A 19642-nucleotide genomic window follows, 5' to 3' on the forward strand; every position below is an offset into this window, starting at 1 on the left:
AGATATGCCAATACACGACAAGACTCCGCGACCGCAGGAATTTGCTGCGGTCGACCTTGGTTCAAACAGTTTCCATATGGTCATTGCCCGTGTGGTTGATGGCGCTATGCAAATTATCGGACGCCTGAAACAACGCGTTCATCTGGCTGATGGTCTCGGCGAAGACAACAAGCTGAGCGAAGAGGCAATGGAGCGCGGATTAAGCTGTCTGTCGCTGTTCGCCGAACGCCTGCAGGGCTTTCCCCCATCAAGCGTATGCATCGTGGGTACCCATACTTTGCGTCAGGCGCTGAATGCGACCGATTTTCTCAAGCGCGCAGAAAAAGTCATCCCCTACCCGATTGAGATTATTTCCGGTAATGAAGAAGCCCGACTGATTTTTATGGGTGTAGAGCACACCCAGCCGGAAAAAGGTCGCAAGCTGGTTATCGATATTGGCGGTGGCTCAACAGAACTGGTGATCGGCGAAGATTTCGAACCCAAACTGGTCGAAAGCCGTCGTATGGGCTGCGTCAGTTTTGCCCAGATGTATTTCCCGGGCGGCGTTATCAGTCGGGAAAACTTCCAGCGTGCCCGCATGGCGGCAGCGCAAAAGCTCGAAACCTTAACCTGGCAGTTTCGCATTCAGGGCTGGAACGTTGCGATGGGCGCATCGGGTACGATTAAAGCGGCACATGAAGTGCTGCTGGAGATGGGCGAGAAAGATGGTTTCATCACTCCCGAACGCCTGGACAAACTGACATCCGAAGTACTGAAACATGCGTCATTCGAAGCCCTCAGCCTGCCAGGGCTGTCAGAAGAGCGAAAAGCGGTGTTTGTGCCCGGGCTTGCGATTCTGTGCGGCGTTTTTGACGCGCTGGCTATCCGCGAACTTCGCCTTTCTGATGGCGCGCTACGTGAAGGCGTACTGTACGAGATGGAAGGACGTTTTCGCCACCAGGACGTTCGCAGCCGTACCGCCAGCAGTCTGGCGAACCAGTACAACATCGACAGTGAACAGGCCCGGCGCGTACTGGAAACGACGATGCAAATGTACGATCAGTGGCATACGCAGCAGCCAAAACTGGCCAATCCGCAACTGGAAGCGTTACTGCGCTGGGCGGCGATGCTGCATGAGGTTGGGCTGAACATCAACCACAGCGGTTTACATCGCCACTCTGCTTATATCCTGCAAAACAGTGATTTGCCGGGCTTTAATCAGGAACAACAGCTGATGATGGCAACCTTAGTTCGTTATCATCGCAAAGCGGTGAAGCTGGATGATTTGCCCCGCTTTACGCTGTTCAAGAAAAAACAGTTTCTACCGTTAATTCAGCTGTTACGCCTGGGCGTGCTGCTGAATAATCAGCGTCAGGCAACCACCACGCCACCGACGCTGACCCTGATTACCGACGACAACCACTGGACTTTACGCTTCCCGCATGACTGGTTCAGCCAGAATGCGCTGGTGCTGCTCGATCTGGAAAAAGAGCAGCAATACTGGGAAGCCGTAACCGGCTGGCGTCTCAAAATTGAAGAAGAAAGCTCACCCGATATCGCCGCATAAGCTCTCAGCAGGTGCCAGTTCTTCTGGCACCTTTTCTTCCAGCGTTTCGTGCAGCGGTTGCGGTTTACCAATCAGATACCCCTGCATGTAGTCAATCCCCAGCGAAATCACCGCACTGCGTATTTCCTCGCTTTCGACGTACTCCGCAACCACCAGCATTCTTTTCATTCGCGCCAGGTGGCAAATGGACGCCACAATTTGGTAGTCGAGGCTGTTCGAAACGATATTGCGAATAAAGCTGCCGTCAATTTTTAGAATATCGGCATTCACATTCTTCAGCCGCGCATAGCTGGCATAACCGGTACCAAAATCATCAATCGCAATCTGACATCCCAATGATTGCAACTGCAGCAACGTTGCCTGCGCCTGTTCCGCATTGGTTAAGGCATTGCTTTCCGTGACCTCAAAAATCAGCTGCCACGCCTCGACTTTGTACTTAGCCAGTAGCTGGTTGATGTCATGCGGAAGTCGGGCGCGGCATACCGACGTAGGTGATAAGTTAATCGCAAATCGACGGGCGGGCATTTTTTCCCGATTCTGCGCCATAAATTTCAGCGTATTTTCAATCACCCACAGATCGATGCTGGAGGACAAACCAAACTCATGCGCTACCGGCAAGAAGTTATCAGGGGCGATAGTCTCCCCGTCGTCCCCCTGAAGACGCAGCAGGATTTCATGATAAACATCGCCGCGTACGCCAGAAATCGGCTGCGCCATCAGGAAAAAGCGATTGTGCTCCAGCGCCTGCTGCAGGCGATTCATCATCGCAACCTTATCTTTCAGGTCACGTTGCAGGTGCATCACGCCCCGTCGCTGCAAATTCTCTGGCGCATTGGTCGCCAGAGAAAGCTCGGCGATGGTGCTTAGCTCTCCCAGTAACAAATAGATGTGGTTAACAGGAGAACGGACATAGCAAAAACTGATCCCCACCTGCGGCTGTAACGGCATGCCATCCCAGATAAAACGAAACTGCTTGATATGCCTGTCCAGCGCTTCAATGCGCTCCTGATGCGATTCGGTGTTAAAACGCAAAACTAAATCATTACCCGATAACTGATAGACATGCTCATCTTGTTCCAGCATCGGCGTTACCCACTGGGCGAGTTTTTGCTTGTACTGGATACGCAGCATAATGCCGTAATTTTTCACCAGCAGTTCCATGCCCGGAACACTCAAAAAGCAGAGCACTGACCATGGCGCTTTTTTCAAATCCCGGTTCAACGCGCGCAAATTCGGAATATGCACCATGGGATCAAAGAAGGCCAGACGATGGTTGCGCCGGGTAACAAACCGTTGGCGCGTTGCCAGTACGGCAATGAAATTTACGATGAAGGAGAAAACCAGGTAACTTGATGAGGTAATGGCAAGCTGGGTATCGTAGCCCGAATACCAAGGCATATAGCGTTGATAATAATGTATCGCGGTAATAAGTACGACCGCCCATATCAACGAAATAAATCTATAACCGTAACGCATAGCTCCCCATAGCATCACGGGCAGCAACAATGACAGGGTATAATTCGTACTAAATATTGAGCTTTGCTCATTTAACGGCATGCACAACATTGCCATCAGCACGGTCAATATAATCAGCCAGACAGCAAACTCAGTTTTGGTGACTTTGGTATCAAACTGCTGCTTTAACTGAGAAAAATAGCCTCTCACATGCAAAGGGTTACGGATCGTTCGAATAATAAAATAGCACAGTGGAACCCCAACCAGATTCCCGACCAGCATGGCCTGATAGTTGATCAACGTACCAGTATTAAAGGGCATAACGCCCACCATACCCGATTTGCTCTCATAGACGCCCACAAACGCGGCAAACTGGAAGAGTATCAAAAACAGCGTCGCTGGGCAGAAGACCTGCCAAAACATGCGCTGGAACATCAGGTGGGAATCGCCGTGGGAAACATTGTTTCGTCGGGGAGAAAATACCTTATACCCTCCCCAACTAAGCACGATGGTAACAATAAAGTGCGAAATTATTGAGAGTGTTTCAAATAGCCCAACCTGCGGATATTTGTACCAAATAATGGAAATGATAATTCCGGGTAATGCAGCCCAACCAAAAAACAACATCAGGCTAATCATCAGCGCTAAAGGCAGATAGAAAAGAATTACGGTCCCGGTACTAATATGGGCATAGGTGTTGGCAGTGCTCAATACAGGCAACAGTAATGAAGGCAAGATGAGAGGTAACGCCCACCATTTATCTCTAATACCAATATAATTTTTATTCAGTTTCATAGATGCTCAGTAGAATCCCGCACATCCTGCAGGGGGTATTCAGACAGGCATCCCACCTGACGTTAAAACGATAAAGTAAAATACATCACAATGATTCATCAATTTTAGTTGGCAGCAAAGGGGGATGCTTGATACACATCAAAAAAAAAGTCTCTCATTAATCAATTATTACTCTTTTCATGGTTTTTTATCGTTATCTCATTATTCATGCAAATAATAATATTAATTTCCATAACATAAATGGATAAAACCACTGAGGCAATTTTACATAACGAAGAATTGACCATTCCCTCACAGTATGCCTTAATGTAAGTATCGCCCTCAGTTGGGTACATTACAAGGAACCTTTTGTGAGCCAGGTTACCAGCCTACGCAAACGACACCGATTTAACAGTCGCATGATCCGGATCGTACTGCTTATCAGCTTTCTCTTCTTCTTCGGACGCTTCGTCTACTCCGCCATAGGTGCGTGGCACCACCACCAGAACAAAAAAGAATCTCAGCAGATAACTCAGCCCCAACAGGCATCTCCTGCTCAAACCGACGTGCGCTGATCGCTCGTACCTGTGATATCCCCAGCATTAAGATTCCTTACCGGATGGCTAATCGTCTGACATTTAACCATCCGGTAAGGGATTTGCGTGATGAAACTTCATACACTTCCCCCACCACCCTCGCTGTATTATCGGATAATCGACCGTATTTTTCGCACAAATACACAATCTTTTCATCCCACTTCACCGCACCATTCGCGCTTATTTTTTACGTTCCGGTTTACTGGATATAAAAAAGACACACAGTGCTCAAATAGACGCTAATTAATATCGCCAGAAAATATCACAGGCGAAAACATTAATATTTTGCATGAAATTAAATGCTTATTTGAATTGTTACCATTATTAAATTGTACAGGGTAATACCATGAGTGGTTTTTCATTATTTCCGAAAATAAGAAGCGGTGTTGAATGGATTGCCGGGCACAGCGATGCGGTTATTCAATTCGGCTGGAATATCGTTGCCGCCGTGATTTTACTGTTTGTCGGTAAATTTGTCTCTCGTCTGCTTTCCCGTGGCCTGGAAAAGTTACTGTTAAAACGTAAAGTTGACCGGACCATTATCCAGTTTTTCACCGCGCTGGTACGTTACATCACCCTCGCTTTTTCCGTTGTCGCCGCGTTGGGGCGCGTCGGTATTGAAACCTCTTCCATTATTGCCGTCATTGGGGCCGCCGGACTGGCTATTGGTCTCGCGCTACAAGGATCGCTTTCCAACTTTGCCGCAGGCGTATTATTGGTCTCTTTGCGTCCTTTCCGCGCCGGAGAAGTCGTGCAGATTGGCGCAGTCACCGGAACGGTAGAAAAGGTGCACATTTTCTCCACTACCCTGCTCACCGCTGACAGCAAAGAAGTGGTGATTCCAAACGGTAAGATCATTGCGGATAACATCATTAACTATTCCCGCCACCCGTTTCGCCGTATCGACCTGGTGATTGGCGTGGGATATCAGAGCCGGATCGCAGATGTTAAGCGCGTGATTAACCATATCATCGAGCAGGACAGCCGCATCGATAAGCAACGTGGGGTAACCGTTCGTCTGGGCGAACTGGGCGCTTCAGCGTTGAATTTTTACGTCCGCGTATGGGTACCCAACATCGAATACTGGAATACCTATTACGATCTGCTGGAAAACATTAAAGAGGCCCTGGACGACAACCACATTGCCCTGCCGTATCCGCAGATGGATATACGCGTAGAGAACGTGGCACCCCAATCTCAGCCCCAGCTACAGCTGGTCGATTAGTATCCCACGCTATAACATTCGCCAGACGCGCTTGCTGGCATACGGGCAATAAAAAACCCTCTGTAAACAGAGGGTTTTTGCATACTACCGGTTCAGAAACCGCGAACAGAGAGGGATATTATTCCCACTCAATCGTTGCTGGCGGCTTACCGCTGATGTCATACACCACGCGGGAAATACCGTTCACCTCGTTGATGATGCGGTTGGATACGCGGCCTAAGAAGTCATACGGCAGGTGCGCCCAGTGCGCGGTCATAAAGTCGATGGTTTCAACAGCACGCAGGGAAACAACCCAATCGTACTTACGGCCATCACCCATAACGCCAACGGAACGCACCGGCAGGAATACGGTGAACGCCTGGCTCACTTTGTTGTACAGGTCAGCTTTGTGCAGCTCTTCAATGAAGATAGCATCCGCGCGACGCAGCAGGTCGCAGTACTCTTTCTTCACTTCGCCCAGCACGCGTACGCCCAGACCTGGCCCCGGGAACGGGTGACGGTAGAGCATGTCATACGGCAGGCCCAGCTCCAGGCCAATCTTACGCACTTCGTCTTTGAACAGCTCACGCAGCGGCTCTACCAGACCCATCTTCATCTCTTTCGGCAAACCACCCACGTTGTGGTGAGATTTGATGACGTGCGCTTTACCGGTCGCGGAAGCTGCGGATTCGATCACGTCCGGATAGATGGTGCCCTGCGCCAGCCACTTAACGTCTTCCAGCTTCAGCGCTTCTTCGTCGAATACTTCCACGAATACGCGGCCGATGATTTTACGTTTAGCTTCTGGATCGTTCTCGCCTTTCAGCGCGTCCAGGAAACGCTTTTCGCCTTCAACGTGAACGATATTCAGGCCGAAGTGGTCGCCGAACATATCCATAACCTGCTGTGCTTCATTCAAACGCAGCAGACCGTTGTCAACGAATACGCAGGTCAGGTTTTTGCCAATCGCACGGTGCAGCAGCATCGCGGTAACGGAGGAGTCAACGCCGCCGGACAGACCGAGGATCACTTTATCATTGCCAACCTGCTCGCGAATGCGGGCAACGGCGTCATCGATAATTTTTGCCGGCGTCCACAGCGCTTCACACTGGCAGATGTCACGTACAAAACGCTCCAGCATGCGCATGCCCTGACGGGTGTGGGTCACTTCCGGGTGGAACTGCACGCCGTAGAAACGTTTTTCCTCGTGCGCCATGATGGCGAACGGGCAGTTGTCGGTGCTGGCAACGGTCACGAAACCTTCCGGAATGGCGGTTACTTTGTCGCCGTGGCTCATCCACACGTCCAGCAGCGGTTTGCCGTCTGCGGTCAGAGAGTCTTCAATACCGCGGACAAGCGCGCTATCGGTCTGAACTTCAACCTGCGCATAGCCGAATTCACGTTCGTTAGAACCTTCAACATGACCACCGAGCTGCATTGCCATAGTCTGCATGCCATAGCACACGCCGAACACCGGCACGCCCGCATTGAAAACGTATTCCGGCGCGCGCGGGCTGTTTTCTTCGGTGGTGCTTTCCGGACCACCGGAAAGAATGATACCGCTTGGGTTGAATTCGCGAATTTGTGCTTCCGTAACATCCCATGCCCACAGTTCACAGTAGACGCCCAGTTCACGTACGCGACGAGCAACCAACTGAGTGTACTGCGATCCAAAATCAAGGATGAGAATGCGATGTTTATGAATATTGTCTGTCATTGACGCTAATTCCGAGGCAAGTGAAACAAATTCGCCCGGCATAAAGCCGGGCGCGGAAACTTATCAGGAGCCCATGCGGTAGTTAGGGGACTCTTTGGTGATGGTCACATCGTGAACGTGACTTTCCTGGATACCCGCACCGCTGATGCGTACAAACTCTGCTTTCGTTCGCAGCGCGTCGATAGTACCACAGCCGGTCAGACCCATACAGGAGCGCAGGCCCCCCATCTGCTGGTGAATGATCTCTTTCAGGCGACCTTTATAGGCAACGCGACCTTCGATGCCTTCCGGAACCAGTTTGTCAGCAGCGTTGTCGCTCTGGAAGTAACGGTCGGAAGAACCTTTGGACATCGCGCCCAGAGAGCCCATCCCACGGTATGATTTGTAAGAACGGCCCTGATACAGTTCGATTTCGCCCGGAGATTCTTCGGTGCCCGCCAGCATGGAGCCAACCATCACTGCGGCAGCGCCTGCGGCAATCGCTTTCGCGATGTCGCCGGAGAAACGAATACCGCCATCGGCGATAACCGGAATACCAGTACCTTCCAACGCTTCAACGGCGTCAGAAACGGCGGTGATCTGCGGTACACCTACGCCGGTAACAATACGGGTAGTACAAATAGAGCCTGGGCCGATACCGACTTTAACTGCGCTGCAGCCGGCTTCCGCCAGCGCGCGTGCGCCTGCGCCGGTTGCAACGTTACCGCCGATAATCTGCAGATCCGGGTATTTAGCACGGGTTTCACGGATACGCTGCAGCACGCCTTCAGAATGACCGTGAGAGGAGTCAATCAGCAGTACATCAACGCCAGCGGCAACCAGCGCGTCAACGCGCTCTTCATTACCTGCGCCCGCACCCACAGCAGCGCCAACGCGCAGACGACCATGCTCGTCTTTACAGGCGTTAGGTTTACGTTCTGCTTTCTGGAAATCTTTAACGGTGATCATGCCGAGCAGGTGGAAGCTGTCATCAACTACCAGCGCTTTCTCAACGCGTTTTTCATGCATTTTGGCAAAGACAACATCGCGCGCTTCGCCTTCACGAACGGTCACCAGACGCTCTTTCGGCGTCATGTAAACGCTAACCGGCTGGTTCAGGTCAGTCACAAAACGCACGTCACGACCGGTGATAATGCCAACCAGTTCGTTATCTTCAGTCACAACCGGATAGCCTGCAAAACCATTACGCTCGGTCAGTTCTTTCACTTCGCGCAGGGTAGTGGTTGGCAGTACGGTCTGTGGGTCAGTTACCACGCCAGATTCGTGTTTCTTCACGCGACGGACTTCTTCCGCCTGGCGCTCGATGGACATGTTTTTGTGGATAAAACCGATGCCGCCTTCCTGGGCCAGGGCAATTGCCAGGCGCGCTTCCGTCACGGTGTCCATTGCTGCGGAGAGCATAGGAATGTTCAGGCGAATGGTTTTCGTCAACTGGGTGCTGAGGTCAGCAGTATTCGGCAGAACGGTAGAATGAGCGGGAACGAGGAGGACGTCGTCAAACGTCAGGGCTTCTTTTGCGATACGTAGCATGGGCAATATCTCACCTGGGAGGTTATTAAATATTGCCGCGGCATTATACAGAGCGTAACCGATTGCATCCACACTTTTTTGCAAAAAAACCTTGCGCTCCTCTGTGAGCATGTTACTTTCGACTGAATAACTTGCTGATTTAGAATTTGATCCCGCTCACATGTTATCCTCTCAGACCACCTCAATTTTTACCGTAAGCCGCCTGAACCAGACGGTTCGTTTGCTGCTTGAGCAGGAAATGGGACAAGTGTGGATCAGCGGTGAAATCTCGAATTTCACCCAGCCGTCCTCCGGTCACTGGTATTTCACGCTCAAAGATGACACCGCTCAGGTGCGCTGCGCGATGTTTCGCAACAGCAACCGCCGGGTAACGTTCCGCCCACAGCACGGGCAGCAGGTGCTGGTACGCGCCAATATAACGTTGTACGAACCGCGCGGCGACTACCAGATAATTGTTGAGAGCATGCAGCCCGCGGGCGAAGGTTTGCTGCAACAAAAATATGAGCAACTGAAGGCTAAACTGCAGGCTGAAGGACTATTCGATCAGCAATACAAGCAATCTCTACCTTCCCCAGCCCACTGCGTTGGAGTGATTACCTCGAAAACCGGGGCTGCGCTGCACGATATTCTCCATGTGCTGAAGCGTCGTGATCCATCCTTGCCCGTTATTATCTACCCGACTGCGGTACAGGGCGACGATGCGCCAGGGCAGATCGTTCGCGCCATTGAACTGGCGAATGCGCGGGGTGAGTGTGACGTGCTGATCGTTGGGCGCGGCGGCGGCTCGCTGGAGGATTTATGGAGTTTCAACGACGAACGCGTGGCACGGGCGATTTTTGCCAGCGGCATTCCGGTAGTTAGCGCCGTCGGCCACGAAACCGACGTTACCATTGCCGATTTTATTGCAGATTTACGAGCGCCTACGCCATCAGCAGCGGCAGAAATTGTCAGCCGCAACCAGCAGGAGTTGTTGCGTCAGATCCAGTCCGCTCAGCAGCGTCTGGGCATGGCGATGGACTACTACCTCGCCAACCGCAGCCGTCGTTTCACGCAGATGTACCATCGCCTGCAACAGCAGCATCCGCAGCTGCGTCTGGCGCGCCAGCAAACGGCGCTGGAACGGCTGCGTCAGCGGATGGGATTTGCGCTTGAGAACAAGATTAAGCAGGCCAATCAACGCCAGCAGCGCATGCTGCAGCGTCTGAATCAACAAAATCCGCAGCCACGTATTTATCGTGCGCAAACGCGTATTCAGCAACTGGAATACCGTTTAGCAGAGAATATCCGCGCACGTTTAAGTGAACAGCGCGAGCGGTTTGGCAACGCAGTTACCCATCTTGAAGCAGTCAGCCCACTGGCGACCCTGGCGCGTGGCTACAGCGTCTCCACCACCACGGGCGGCGGCGTATTGAAAAAGGTCAAACAGGTCAGTGCCGGCGACGTTATCACTACCCGGCTTGCCGATGGCTGGGTTGAGAGCGAGGTCACGACCGTAACCCCGCAGAAAAAAACACGCTCCCGCAAAACGAGTCAGCCCGACTGAATTTGGGCTGATTCGCTTCGCAGCGTCTTAACAACTTTCACTCACGCGCATTTACCAGGCACACCTGTCGATAAATGGATGACGTAGAGGTTGTCGTACGTTTCTGCCCGTTACTCAAGTTAAGCGCCTGTCGAGCATGAGTCGCCTCATCCTGATCGACCGCCCACCAGTAGTTATCCACCCCGGTAATCGGCCAACCGTACAGCGTCCCCACCGCGCCATTTTGGTTATCGTTGTACAACGTCAGCAACTGGTTATACAGCGGTTGACGCTGTGCGTCACATCCGGTAATCCCGGTTTTATCCAGATTCGAGGCGCTTACCGATGACCAGAGTTCTCCATTCGCACCATAGCTGGTATTACTGGAAGATACTTCCGCCGCCAACAATGGGCGGCTAAATATGACGCCGTCGCTGGTGGTGGCCGTTTCGGGCATATGGCCCCAGTAATTCGCCTTAGCAGAGTTGGGGCTGGTAATTACGGTAAAAATAGCATCCAGAGAGGCTTTAAGCGTGGTGTTATTCGTCACCGTCGCTGTGAGCGTAGTTTTCAGCCCCGAACTGAGATCCTGTCGCAGGTTAAACGTTGCGGTACCGTTAGCGCCCGTCAGACCGCTAAAGATCGCGGTGTTAGTAGCCAACTTAGCGGTCTGCGCAGAAGGCGTTAGCTCGTCCAGCGTTAAATCATCCGCCCCGCCGCTGGTAATGACGTTGCCAACGCGCGACAACGCATTGCTGCGTGAAATCGTGAAATACACGTCCGGCATCACATTGCCGTCAGTGTCTGTCACCGTTACGGTCAGCGGGATTGTCTCTCCTTTTTTCACCTGCGCTGCCAACCTCTCAGCGTTGAGAGCCGTCGACGTCAGCGTAATTGCCCCAGGCATAGGATGCGGATCTACCAGGCAAACCAGCGCCTGTTTGTCGCTTGTGCTCCTGGTGGAAACCGCACCGGTTTTCAGTTGCATGCTCTGCCAGGAGGTTCCGGCTTTATCCGTCACCCACCAGCCATAACTTGCATGAGATACCGGCCAGCCATACAGCGTTTCGATTTCGCCGCCGGGATGCTCATCGTAGAGTGATTTCAGTTCACTTAACGTCGGCTGCCAGGCTTCGCCGCAGGTGGATTTGCTTGCCAGCCCTGCGCCGTTATGGTCATACAGCGGCCACAGTTCGTTACCTACCGTGGAGCTAAACGTGGTGTCTTCTGCGGAAACTTCCGCCGCCAGTAATGGTCGCTGAAAGCTCACGCCGCTGCTGTCGGTAACGGTCTCGGGCATATGCCCCCAGTATTGCGCTTTGTCGGTATCAGGGCTGGTCACCACGGTGAATATCGCCTCCACAGTAGAGGCCGGGTTAGGGTATGTGTCCAGCGTTGCCGTAATCGTCGTTTTCAGCCCCATCGCGTCGTCCTGGCGCAGGCTTAAGGTTGCCGTGCCGTCCGCTCCGGTCACCCCACTCCAGGTGCTGGTATTGCTGGTCAACACCGTCTCGGCTGTCGCAGGGGCTATCCCCTGAAGAACCAGATCGTCCGTCGCACCTTTACCATCCGTCGTTTTCACCGAACCGCTACGCGAAATGCCATTACTACGAGAGAGCGTAAAGGATGCATTCGCTGCGGGGTTGCCATTGGTATCTTTCACGGTGACAGTGAACGGAATTTCCTCGCCTTTTTTAACCTTCGCAATGCGGGTTTCGCTGTCAGCAAGGCTCGACGTCAACGCAATGGTCGCGGGCAATGGGGCATGCGGATCCACAAGGCATATCTGCGCGCCGGTCGTCCCGACAGAAGTGGTCGAACTTTTCCCGCCCGTATCCAGCCGCATATACTGGTATGCCCCGGTTTTTGACACGCGATCCACAGCCAGCCAGAACTTGCCTGCTGACACCGGCCAGCCATAATTCGTACCAATAGCGCCTATAGGGTCGTCAGCGTACAGTGTTTGCAGATCGCTAAACAGCGGCTGATATTCTGCGTCACAACCAGTAGCGCCCGCTTTTTGGGTATTTGAAATGGTGACCAGCGCCCAGCTTTCGTTATTGTACGTATAGGAGTACGTAAACGACGTTTCGGTCGCCAGAAGTGGACGTTTAAATCTAACCCCAGCGCTGTTGGTGACCGTTTCCGGCATATGCCCCCAGTATTTCGCTTTATCGCTGTCCGGGCTGGTAAGTACAGTGTATATCACATCCAAATTGCTGGAAGTCACCAGATCGTCGGGAAGTTCTGCCACAATGGCGGTTTTCAGGCCGCTGCTATTATCCTGGGCTACCTCAAACTGGGCTTGGCCATTCTCATCCGTCACACCATACCAGTAATAGTTGCAGCGGGTAGTCGCACAGTTAAACGCCATTGAACCCGCTTCAGGCGTGAGCGCTGTCAGCAACATATTGCTTTCGTTACCATCCTGAACGAACCCAGCCCGGTTTAACGACGAGGTGCGCCTCAGACGAATAGTGGTATCAGGTGCAGGATTTCCTGAACCGTCGGTCACGGTGACGGCCAACGGTACGATTTCTCCCTTTCTCACAACCGCAGCGCCTTTTTCCGCATTCATGGCGCTCGACGTGAGCGCTATCGACAATACCCTTTTTTTACTCAAGCACAGCTGCGCCGTGGCAGTATTCGTGTTGGTAGCAAGCTTTGAGTTATCACTGAGCCGGAGGTACTGAAACAGGTTTGTCGCGTGCGCGCTGTCCGGCACGCTATTACCTGCTCCCCAGTATTTACCCGTTGTCACCGGCAGGCCGAAGGTCGAGGAGAGCGTGCCATTTGGGTAATCGTTATACAGCGTCTGAAGTTGCTCCAGCGTCGGCAGCCCCAGCCTGTCGCACGGGCTGGCGGACTGCTGATAAAGCTGCGGATAACTATTCCACGTATACCAGGTTTCATGATTTTCCAGAAAGCCCGAGGTATTGGTCGTGGCAGAAAGCTCGGCGCGCAGCAAGGGGCGATTAAACTCGACGCCCTTGCTGTTGACGAAGGTTTCCGGCATATGGCCCCACAGATTGGCTTTGTCGCTGTCGGGGCTGGTAATGACGGTAAAGATGGCATCTTTACTGTCGGTCAGATTGCTGCCGTCCATCGTTGTGGCGTTGAGGGTGGTTTTCAGCCCTGCGGTGATATCTTGCGAAAGCGTAAAGGTTACCATCCCCTGCGGGTCGGTTTGTACGTACAAATATTTTGCGCTGGTATCCATCAGGAACGTCGCCGGCCCTGACGGCATCACGTTATGGAGCGTAATATCACCTCCGGAGGCATTCCCGGAACGCATAGTTGATTCGCTGCGGCTCAATTTCACCAACGCGTTAGCCATCGGCTGGCCGGCCGTATTTTTTACCGTCACGGTGGCGGCGATTTGCTCGCCTTTTTTCACCTTAGCGATCCCGGTTGTTTCATCCTGTCCGGCAAATGTAAGCGTCAGGCTACCAGCCGTATCCCGGGGTGAAACAAGACAAGTCTGCATGTGGTGAATCGAGGTACTGGTTGTCGGGGTGACATCGCCGCTACTCAGCAGGTTAACGAACATGTAATCTGCAGCCCCCCCAGCCGTTGACGGCAGAGCGTAATCTCCCGCCCACCAGTACTGGCTGGCACTGACATTTCCCGCACTGCTCATTGGCCAGCCGTTACGGCTGTGCATCGCCCCGTCGGGCCAGGTGGCGTAGAGCGCCTGAAGATTACTGGCAGTCGGCAGAAAGTTACGCCCACAGCCGCCGCCCCCCCCATTCCAGGCATCGCTGACGGTGATCATGCCCCAGGTTTCGCCCGTATCGTAGCTGCCGTTGGTGATAATCACCGTTTTCCCCGGCATGTTGCTAAACTCACTGGATAACAGCGGGCGCTTATACACGACGCCATCACGATCGGTGAGTGTTTCCGCCATGTGCCCCCAGTAGCTCGCTTTCTCTGTATCCGGACTGGTCACTACGCTAAAGACGACCGGCAGCGTCTGCTCTGTTGCAGAACTGGTATGCTCAAGCGACGCCAGCAGCGGCGTTTTAAAGCCTGCGCCACTGTCCTGGTTAATGTCCAGCGTCAGCGTTCCGTTCTCATTGGTCGCGGAGTAATACTCAACGCCACTGCTACGACTCTCGCTATGATTAATTTGTATCGCAGCCGCAGTGGAGGTGTTTACCACCTGGTACTTACGCCCGATGCTATCACCGCGTTTAAAGATAACCGGCGTATTGCCAACCGGATTCCCCTCATCATCCAGAGTGGTAATCACTACTGGGATAGTTTCGCCAACTTTGGCTTTAGCAAAACCGTCGTCGGCATGGTATAGCGAGGATGTCAGCGTGAGCCTGGTTGCCACTTTCTGCGCTGTTTGCAAGCAGGAGAAATAGAGTTTTTCATTCCATAACATTGAGCTTATGTTGCCATCGCCCAGATCGAGCGATTTCACATAACGGTTTTCCGTTGAGCGGCTGATATCAGCAGTGCTGTTCTGGTAGTTTTTCCCTTCGACAGACCAGCCCTGCTGAGTATTGATGGCTCCGCCAGGGAAGGCTGCGTACAACGACTGCAGGTCGGCCAGCGCGGGCACAAATCCCACCCCGCAGGCGTTCTTTATCCCCTCAAAATCAACAGTGGCCCAGATTTCATTGTTTTCTGTGTTGTTGCCAACGGCAATCCCGCTGGCAATTTCTGTGACCAGTTGTGGTCGCTTAAATACTTTGCCATTAGCTGCTGACACCGTTTCTGGCATATGGCCCCACATTTTGGCTTTATTACTGTCGGGGCTGGTGACGACGGTGAATATCGTGTCAACGCTGGCGCTGACACTGGCGTTTTGATATAGCGCTGCGGTAACCGCCACTTTGGTGCCATGCGTATCCGGGCGGGTGACGTTGATGATTTTACTGCCATCGGCTCCCGTCAGGCCGCCCACTTTGGTTGCCGTATCGTTGATTGAGTTTCCGTCGATCACGACCGGAGAAACGATACCGTCGCCGCTGCCCGCAATATGCTTATCGTTCTGCCGGGTATAACCATCACCGCGCGACAGTACAAACGGTGCATCAGGGATCGGCGTGCCGCTGGCATCTTTCACCGTGACCTTCAGCTGTAACGTATCGCCCTTTTTCACCTTTAGCGCATGTTCGTTATTACCCTCATACCACAGCGACGAATCGACCGGTTCGATAGTAATAGAAGCGGCTACCGGATTGTCGCTGGCAAGGCAGGTGACATAATCCGATGCATTGTTACTGGAAAACTCGCTGCCGCTGGAAAGCGCGATGAGTTTCCACGACGTCGCTGTGGCAAACGTCGAAGACCAATAGTTAATCAGGGTTGGCCAGCCGTGGGTGTTGTGAATCGCCCCACCGCTGTTGGCGTCATACAACGCCTTAAGCTGATCGATACGCGGCAATCGGTTGACCGCACAGCCGCCGACGTCCGTATTACTCACCGCATCGCTATGAGTGACGCGCGCCCAGCTTTCGTTCGCTTCCTTCTGGGTGCGGGTAGCGCTAACCTCTGCCGCAAGCTTTGGACGCTCAAATACCGCATCACCCACCGTCAGGGTATCGGGCATATGTCCCCACATCGATGCCTGAGCGGTATCCGGGCTGGTGGGGACGGTAAATTTCACGCTGCGGCTGAGCGGCGTGGAGATGAGTGAGTTCATCGGCACAATAGAGAGCTGAGTCTGCAGTCCAACGCCCTGCGGTTGTTCGATAGTCAGGGTGGCACTCCCCTGACTATCGGTAGTGCCCTGATACGTCATCGACGCCTGAGAAGGACCGTATGCCGTACCCGCTATAACAAGCGCACCGTCGGTGGCATCAGTAAAGCCGGTGGTGACGTTATCGCGATTGCGCCCATAAGCCATGGTAACTGTAAACGCCGCGTTGGGGACCGTAAGCCCGTTGAGCGCATTAATTGAGCGCACCGTCAGTGTTATCTGCTCGCCCACTTTGGCTGTCGTCTGGCGCAGGGCAAAATCGCCGTTCATCGCCACGTCAAGTTGAGTGACTAACTCATTGCCCGAGCAGGAGAGATAGTTCGGCTCACTACCGCTGAACAAATCGTCAGCACCGGTAGCCAGATTGACGTGCGCCGTCTGCTCGTCGCTGGTGTCCGCCGCCAGATAGCTGTGGCTGGCGGTTGGCCAGCCGTGCTCGCTTTGCATCTCGTTATCAGGATGCGCATTATAGAGCGAGTCCAGCGACAGTTGCCCTGGCACCTGTCCACTGCCGCACTGGTTTTCACCCGCCGTAACGGAGTTGAACGTCGCCCAGTTTTCATTGTTTTCCTGCGTGGAGCCCGTTTTGTGCGTGGCTTCTGCTGCCAGCAGCGGACGCTTATACAAATTGCCCGCCTCCACTACGCCCTGCATATGCCCCCACATGTTTGCCGCGCTGACATCCGGACTGGTGAGAACGGTAAAGATCACGTTTTGCGTTGCCTGCGTGCTGCCGTCAAACAGCACCACGCGCAACGGCGTTAAGACGCCAGTACCTGAATCATGTTTGATCTCCAGCGAAGCCTGACCGTTCGCGTCGGTAACGCCCTGATAGTGATGGGTATCACCGGCCATCAGGCCTTCACCTGCAATGGTAACCGGATGATCCTCCCAACTGGCGGAATAGTAAGCGGTATTGCGTGCCTGCTCGTTGCCAAGGTACAGATTGAAATAGCGATACGGCAGCGGCTTGCCGGTGAGTTCGTCGGTTACCGTGATTTGCATCATGACCGCCTCCCCTACCTTTACCCTCGCGGCGCTCAGGCTACTGTCGTAGCTGTCTGTACTCAGCACCAGCTTTGGCTTTACCGCCGGTGCGGCCTTATCTACGCAACTGACCAGGGAGTTCACCGTATCCGCTTCCTGCACCACGCTGCTGGAGCGCATATTGACGCCATAATGGTACATGCTCAGCGAACTTTCCGTGGCGGACCAGTATTCATCGTCCCCGGCGACAGGCCAGCCAAGAGTAGTCGCCAGGTCGCCTCGTGCAGTTTTTAACCCGATAAGCTGGCGCGCATCCGGCAGAATGTCACAGTGCTCATCCGCCCCTTTCCAGTTAAACAGCGCCCAGCTTTCATTATCGGCATTCACCGTCGTACTTTCACCCTCCACCTCAGCGGCGAGCGCGGGTCGGGTAAAGGTGTAGGTTTCACCTTCCACCTCAGCGCTGGAGCTTTCCGCCATATGACCCCACATCGCCGCTTTATCGCTGTCCGGGCTGCTGAGAGTGGTGAAAATAACATCTACGCTATCGGCAAGCGATGTCGCTCCTACGGCTTTTACCGTTAGCGTGGTTTTTACGCCAGGGCTATTGTCCTGGGTGACCGTCACCGTAGCATTGCCACTGGCATCGGTTGTGCCGTGAAATTCGGTGGCGATCGTGGTGAGTTCAGTATCTCCTACATGTACAGGATTGGTGTTGTTGACCGCATTTTGTCGGTTGAAAGCATCACTTCGGGTAATGATAAAAGCCGTATTCGCCGCAGGTTCACCATCACAGGTCCTAGTGCTCACAGTCAGAGTGATGCTATCGCCAGCTTTACCCTTTGCCGCCTTTAGCGTTTCATTGAAATGGTCTGCGCTCACCGCCACCGGTTTGCCCGCAGCCGCGGCGATATCTACTGCAAATTTTTGCTCGAGTAACGTCACCGCATTGTTATAGGGGACACCGGTACGAGTCAGCAGCCAGAGTGGTGGTATCTCCGTTGTGGTATCAAGCTGCGGCCAGACCACCAGATGACGCCCCGCCATATTTTGCGCGCAGAAGCTGAGATTCGCGGACGGTTGTGGACTGAGCGGCTCGTCGGGCGTGGCGGCATCAGCCCATACCAGAGAGACACCCGGCGCACGATCGCTTTGCCAGACCAGCGGCGGCTCGGCAAAAATGTCACCTTCGGTGTCGTGCGGGTTACTGAGGATCAGTGCGCTGCCGCTGTCATCGGTACTGAACTGGTTTGGCCTCGCGGTATTCGCCACGGCATTGGCTTGATCCACACTAAGTTGCACGCTTCCCTGATACACCGGAATGGCGACACTGTCGGCCTGCGGTTTCGTACCGTTAATCGCCGACGTAACGCCGACAGGCTCCTGCCATGTATGACTCAAATTTGTGGCATTTGCAGACAAGCCGCTGATAAATAACAGCGGCAGCAGGAAACGATGCAGTGATTTCAGGTTACCGGACATATCCCATCCTAACGCCTGTCTGATAATTGGATTTTCAACACGCTTTGCTTAGCGTCCTGCTAAGAAAAGCGCACGGAAAACGCCGCTCCCCTGGAGAGCGACGTACGGTGCGAATTATTTGTTCTTGTACTTGATCGACAGGCCATACCCCTGAACGCCATCGTCGCCTGCGTTCGGGAAGATCGAGGTTCTGGCTTCGGCATTGGTCTCTGGAATAAGCAAATCGCCGTTCTGAACCGAAGAGTCGCCTCCCGCCGTTCCCAGTTGCAAACTGGTGCCTGTAAAGACCCACTGATAGTCGTACTGATTGGTAACCACCAGTTCCCCCGTGTCGTAAGTGCCGTTTTTGTTGGCATCTTTCCACAACTGAGCAACGTAGGTGTGACCGGTATGCAGCTTGGTACTGCTGTTTTTCAGCAGGTTGACAGAGGCATTCTCAGAGTCGTAGATAGCCACGGCAATAGAATCATCCACCACCGGACCTTCCGGGATGTCATCATCATCCGCACCACCACCCGAGCCAGTAGAAAGATCGTTTAACGTCAAGAGTTCAGCAACGTTGGGGTCACCGGTAGTCGTCGTTGGCGTGATGCGAATACCAATGTAATAGTCTGCATCCGATTCCTGGAGGGTATAGGAGTCCTTCCCGGCACTACCGCTTATCACGGTAGCTTCAGAACCATCCTGTTGTTTCGAACGAATCCAGACCACCGTGGCTTTGGTTGCGGTATTGCTGACATCGAGATCGCCCTGCTCATCGCCAATCGCCCAGTTTACCGTGACCTTATCGCCAATATGGAACTGCTTATCACCCTCGCCGTTGACGACACGCTCACCCCGGTCAATGCTAACCGTTACGTGGTTTTTATCTGCTTCCGCGACTTTTTCCGCCGAGCGGGTGATCCACGGTACCGTCCCCTGAATCGTGCCGGTATTGCCGCTGAACTGCCACGTATCGGAACCGGCACCTTGCAGTTTTCCTTCTTTCGCTGCTATCGCCGATGGAATTGAGCAGTAGCCTGCCACCACCAGCGCCAGTGCGACCTTACTCAGCCGCCGTTTTAACAATGCCTGCATTAAGACTCTCCTTTTCTTTAAAATTCAGCGACTCGCGCC

9 protein-coding genes are annotated in these 19642 nt (G+C 53.4%); 4 read left to right on the forward strand and 5 right to left on the reverse strand.

The genetic code is table 11. From position 1 onward, the window contains the following. Positions 1-4 precede the first annotated feature (4 nt). Complete coding sequence (ppx, locus tag OGV94_RS03060) at positions 5-1546, forward strand: exopolyphosphatase (RefSeq protein ID WP_043017173.1); 1542 nt, start codon at positions 5-7, stop codon at positions 1544-1546. Here ppx and OGV94_RS03065 read toward each other — a convergent pair. After that, a complete protein-coding gene (locus OGV94_RS03065; protein ID WP_087050915.1) occupies positions 1526-3796 on the reverse strand; it encodes a bifunctional diguanylate cyclase/phosphodiesterase in 2271 nt (756 codons plus the stop codon). The two genes, ppx and OGV94_RS03065, sit on opposite strands and share 21 nt — an antisense overlap. A gap of 350 nt (positions 3797-4146) precedes the next feature. On the opposite strand from OGV94_RS03065, the gene OGV94_RS03070 reads away from it, so the two are divergent. After that, positions 4147-4350: a YfgG family protein gene (locus tag OGV94_RS03070; protein WP_072033354.1), complete on the forward strand. Its 204-nt coding sequence runs from the start codon at positions 4147-4149 to the stop codon at positions 4348-4350. A 367-nt stretch (positions 4351-4717) separates the two neighbouring features. Next, positions 4718-5596 carry a small-conductance mechanosensitive channel MscS gene (gene mscS / locus OGV94_RS03075; protein ID WP_080626247.1) on the forward strand — a complete coding sequence of 293 codons (879 nt, stop codon included), beginning with the start codon at positions 4718-4720 and terminating at the stop codon, positions 5594-5596. Positions 5597-5714: 118 nt separating this feature from the next. Here mscS and guaA read toward each other — a convergent pair whose 3' ends face one another. Next, on the reverse strand, positions 5715-7292 hold the full coding sequence (gene guaA, locus OGV94_RS03080) for a glutamine-hydrolyzing GMP synthase (RefSeq protein ID WP_043017966.1): 1578 nt from the start codon (positions 7290-7292) through the stop codon (positions 5715-5717). Between the two features lie 63 nt (positions 7293-7355). After that, positions 7356-8822 carry an IMP dehydrogenase gene (gene guaB, locus OGV94_RS03085; protein ID WP_003037756.1) on the reverse strand — a complete coding sequence of 489 codons (1467 nt, stop codon included), beginning with the start codon at positions 8820-8822 and terminating at the stop codon, positions 7356-7358. Positions 8823-8982: 160 nt separating this feature from the next. Between guaB and xseA the strand changes: the two genes are divergently transcribed. Then, positions 8983-10365 carry an exodeoxyribonuclease VII large subunit gene (gene xseA / locus OGV94_RS03090; RefSeq protein WP_286522561.1) on the forward strand — a complete coding sequence of 461 codons (1383 nt, stop codon included), beginning with the start codon at positions 8983-8985 and terminating at the stop codon, positions 10363-10365. Between the two features lie 37 nt (positions 10366-10402). Here the strand turns inward: xseA and OGV94_RS03095 are convergent, their stop codons facing one another. Both OGV94_RS03095 and OGV94_RS03100 read right to left on the reverse strand, forming a co-directional pair. Beyond that, on the reverse strand, positions 10403-18526 hold the full coding sequence (locus tag OGV94_RS03095) for an adhesion domain-containing protein (protein WP_286522562.1): 8124 nt from the start codon (positions 18524-18526) through the stop codon (positions 10403-10405). A gap of 114 nt (positions 18527-18640) precedes the next feature. Continuing rightward, the gene (locus OGV94_RS03100) at positions 18641-19603 is read right to left on the reverse strand and encodes a SinI family autotransporter-associated protein (RefSeq protein WP_286522563.1); all 963 of its coding nucleotides are present in this window, start codon (positions 19601-19603) and stop codon (positions 18641-18643) included. Positions 19604-19642: the final 39 nt, after the last annotated feature.

The organism is Citrobacter sp. Ce006 (assembly GCF_030336535.1).
Taxonomy (GTDB): Bacteria; Pseudomonadota; Gammaproteobacteria; order Enterobacterales; family Enterobacteriaceae; genus Citrobacter; species Citrobacter europaeus.

What these genes read in the sequence shown, in the direction of transcription:
- xseA (WP_286522561.1), top strand. Translation starts at nt 8,983, where the DNA reads ATGTTATCCTCTCAGACCACCTCAATTTTTACCGTAAGCCGCCTGAAC.
- mscS (WP_080626247.1), top strand. Translation starts at nt 4,718, where the DNA reads ATGAGTGGTTTTTCATTATTTCCGAAAATAAGAAGCGGTGTTGAATGG.
- OGV94_RS03065 (WP_087050915.1), bottom strand. Translation starts at nt 3,796, where the DNA reads ATGAAACTGAATAAAAATTATATTGGTATTAGAGATAAATGGTGGGCG.
- OGV94_RS03095 (WP_286522562.1), bottom strand. Translation starts at nt 18,526, where the DNA reads ATGTCCGGTAACCTGAAATCACTGCATCGTTTCCTGCTGCCGCTGTTA.
- OGV94_RS03100 (WP_286522563.1), bottom strand. Translation starts at nt 19,603, where the DNA reads ATGCAGGCATTGTTAAAACGGCGGCTGAGTAAGGTCGCACTGGCGCTG.
- guaB (WP_003037756.1), bottom strand. Translation starts at nt 8,822, where the DNA reads ATGCTACGTATCGCAAAAGAAGCCCTGACGTTTGACGACGTCCTCCTC.
- guaA (WP_043017966.1), bottom strand. Translation starts at nt 7,292, where the DNA reads ATGACAGACAATATTCATAAACATCGCATTCTCATCCTTGATTTTGGA.
- ppx (WP_043017173.1), top strand. Translation starts at nt 5, where the DNA reads ATGCCAATACACGACAAGACTCCGCGACCGCAGGAATTTGCTGCGGTC.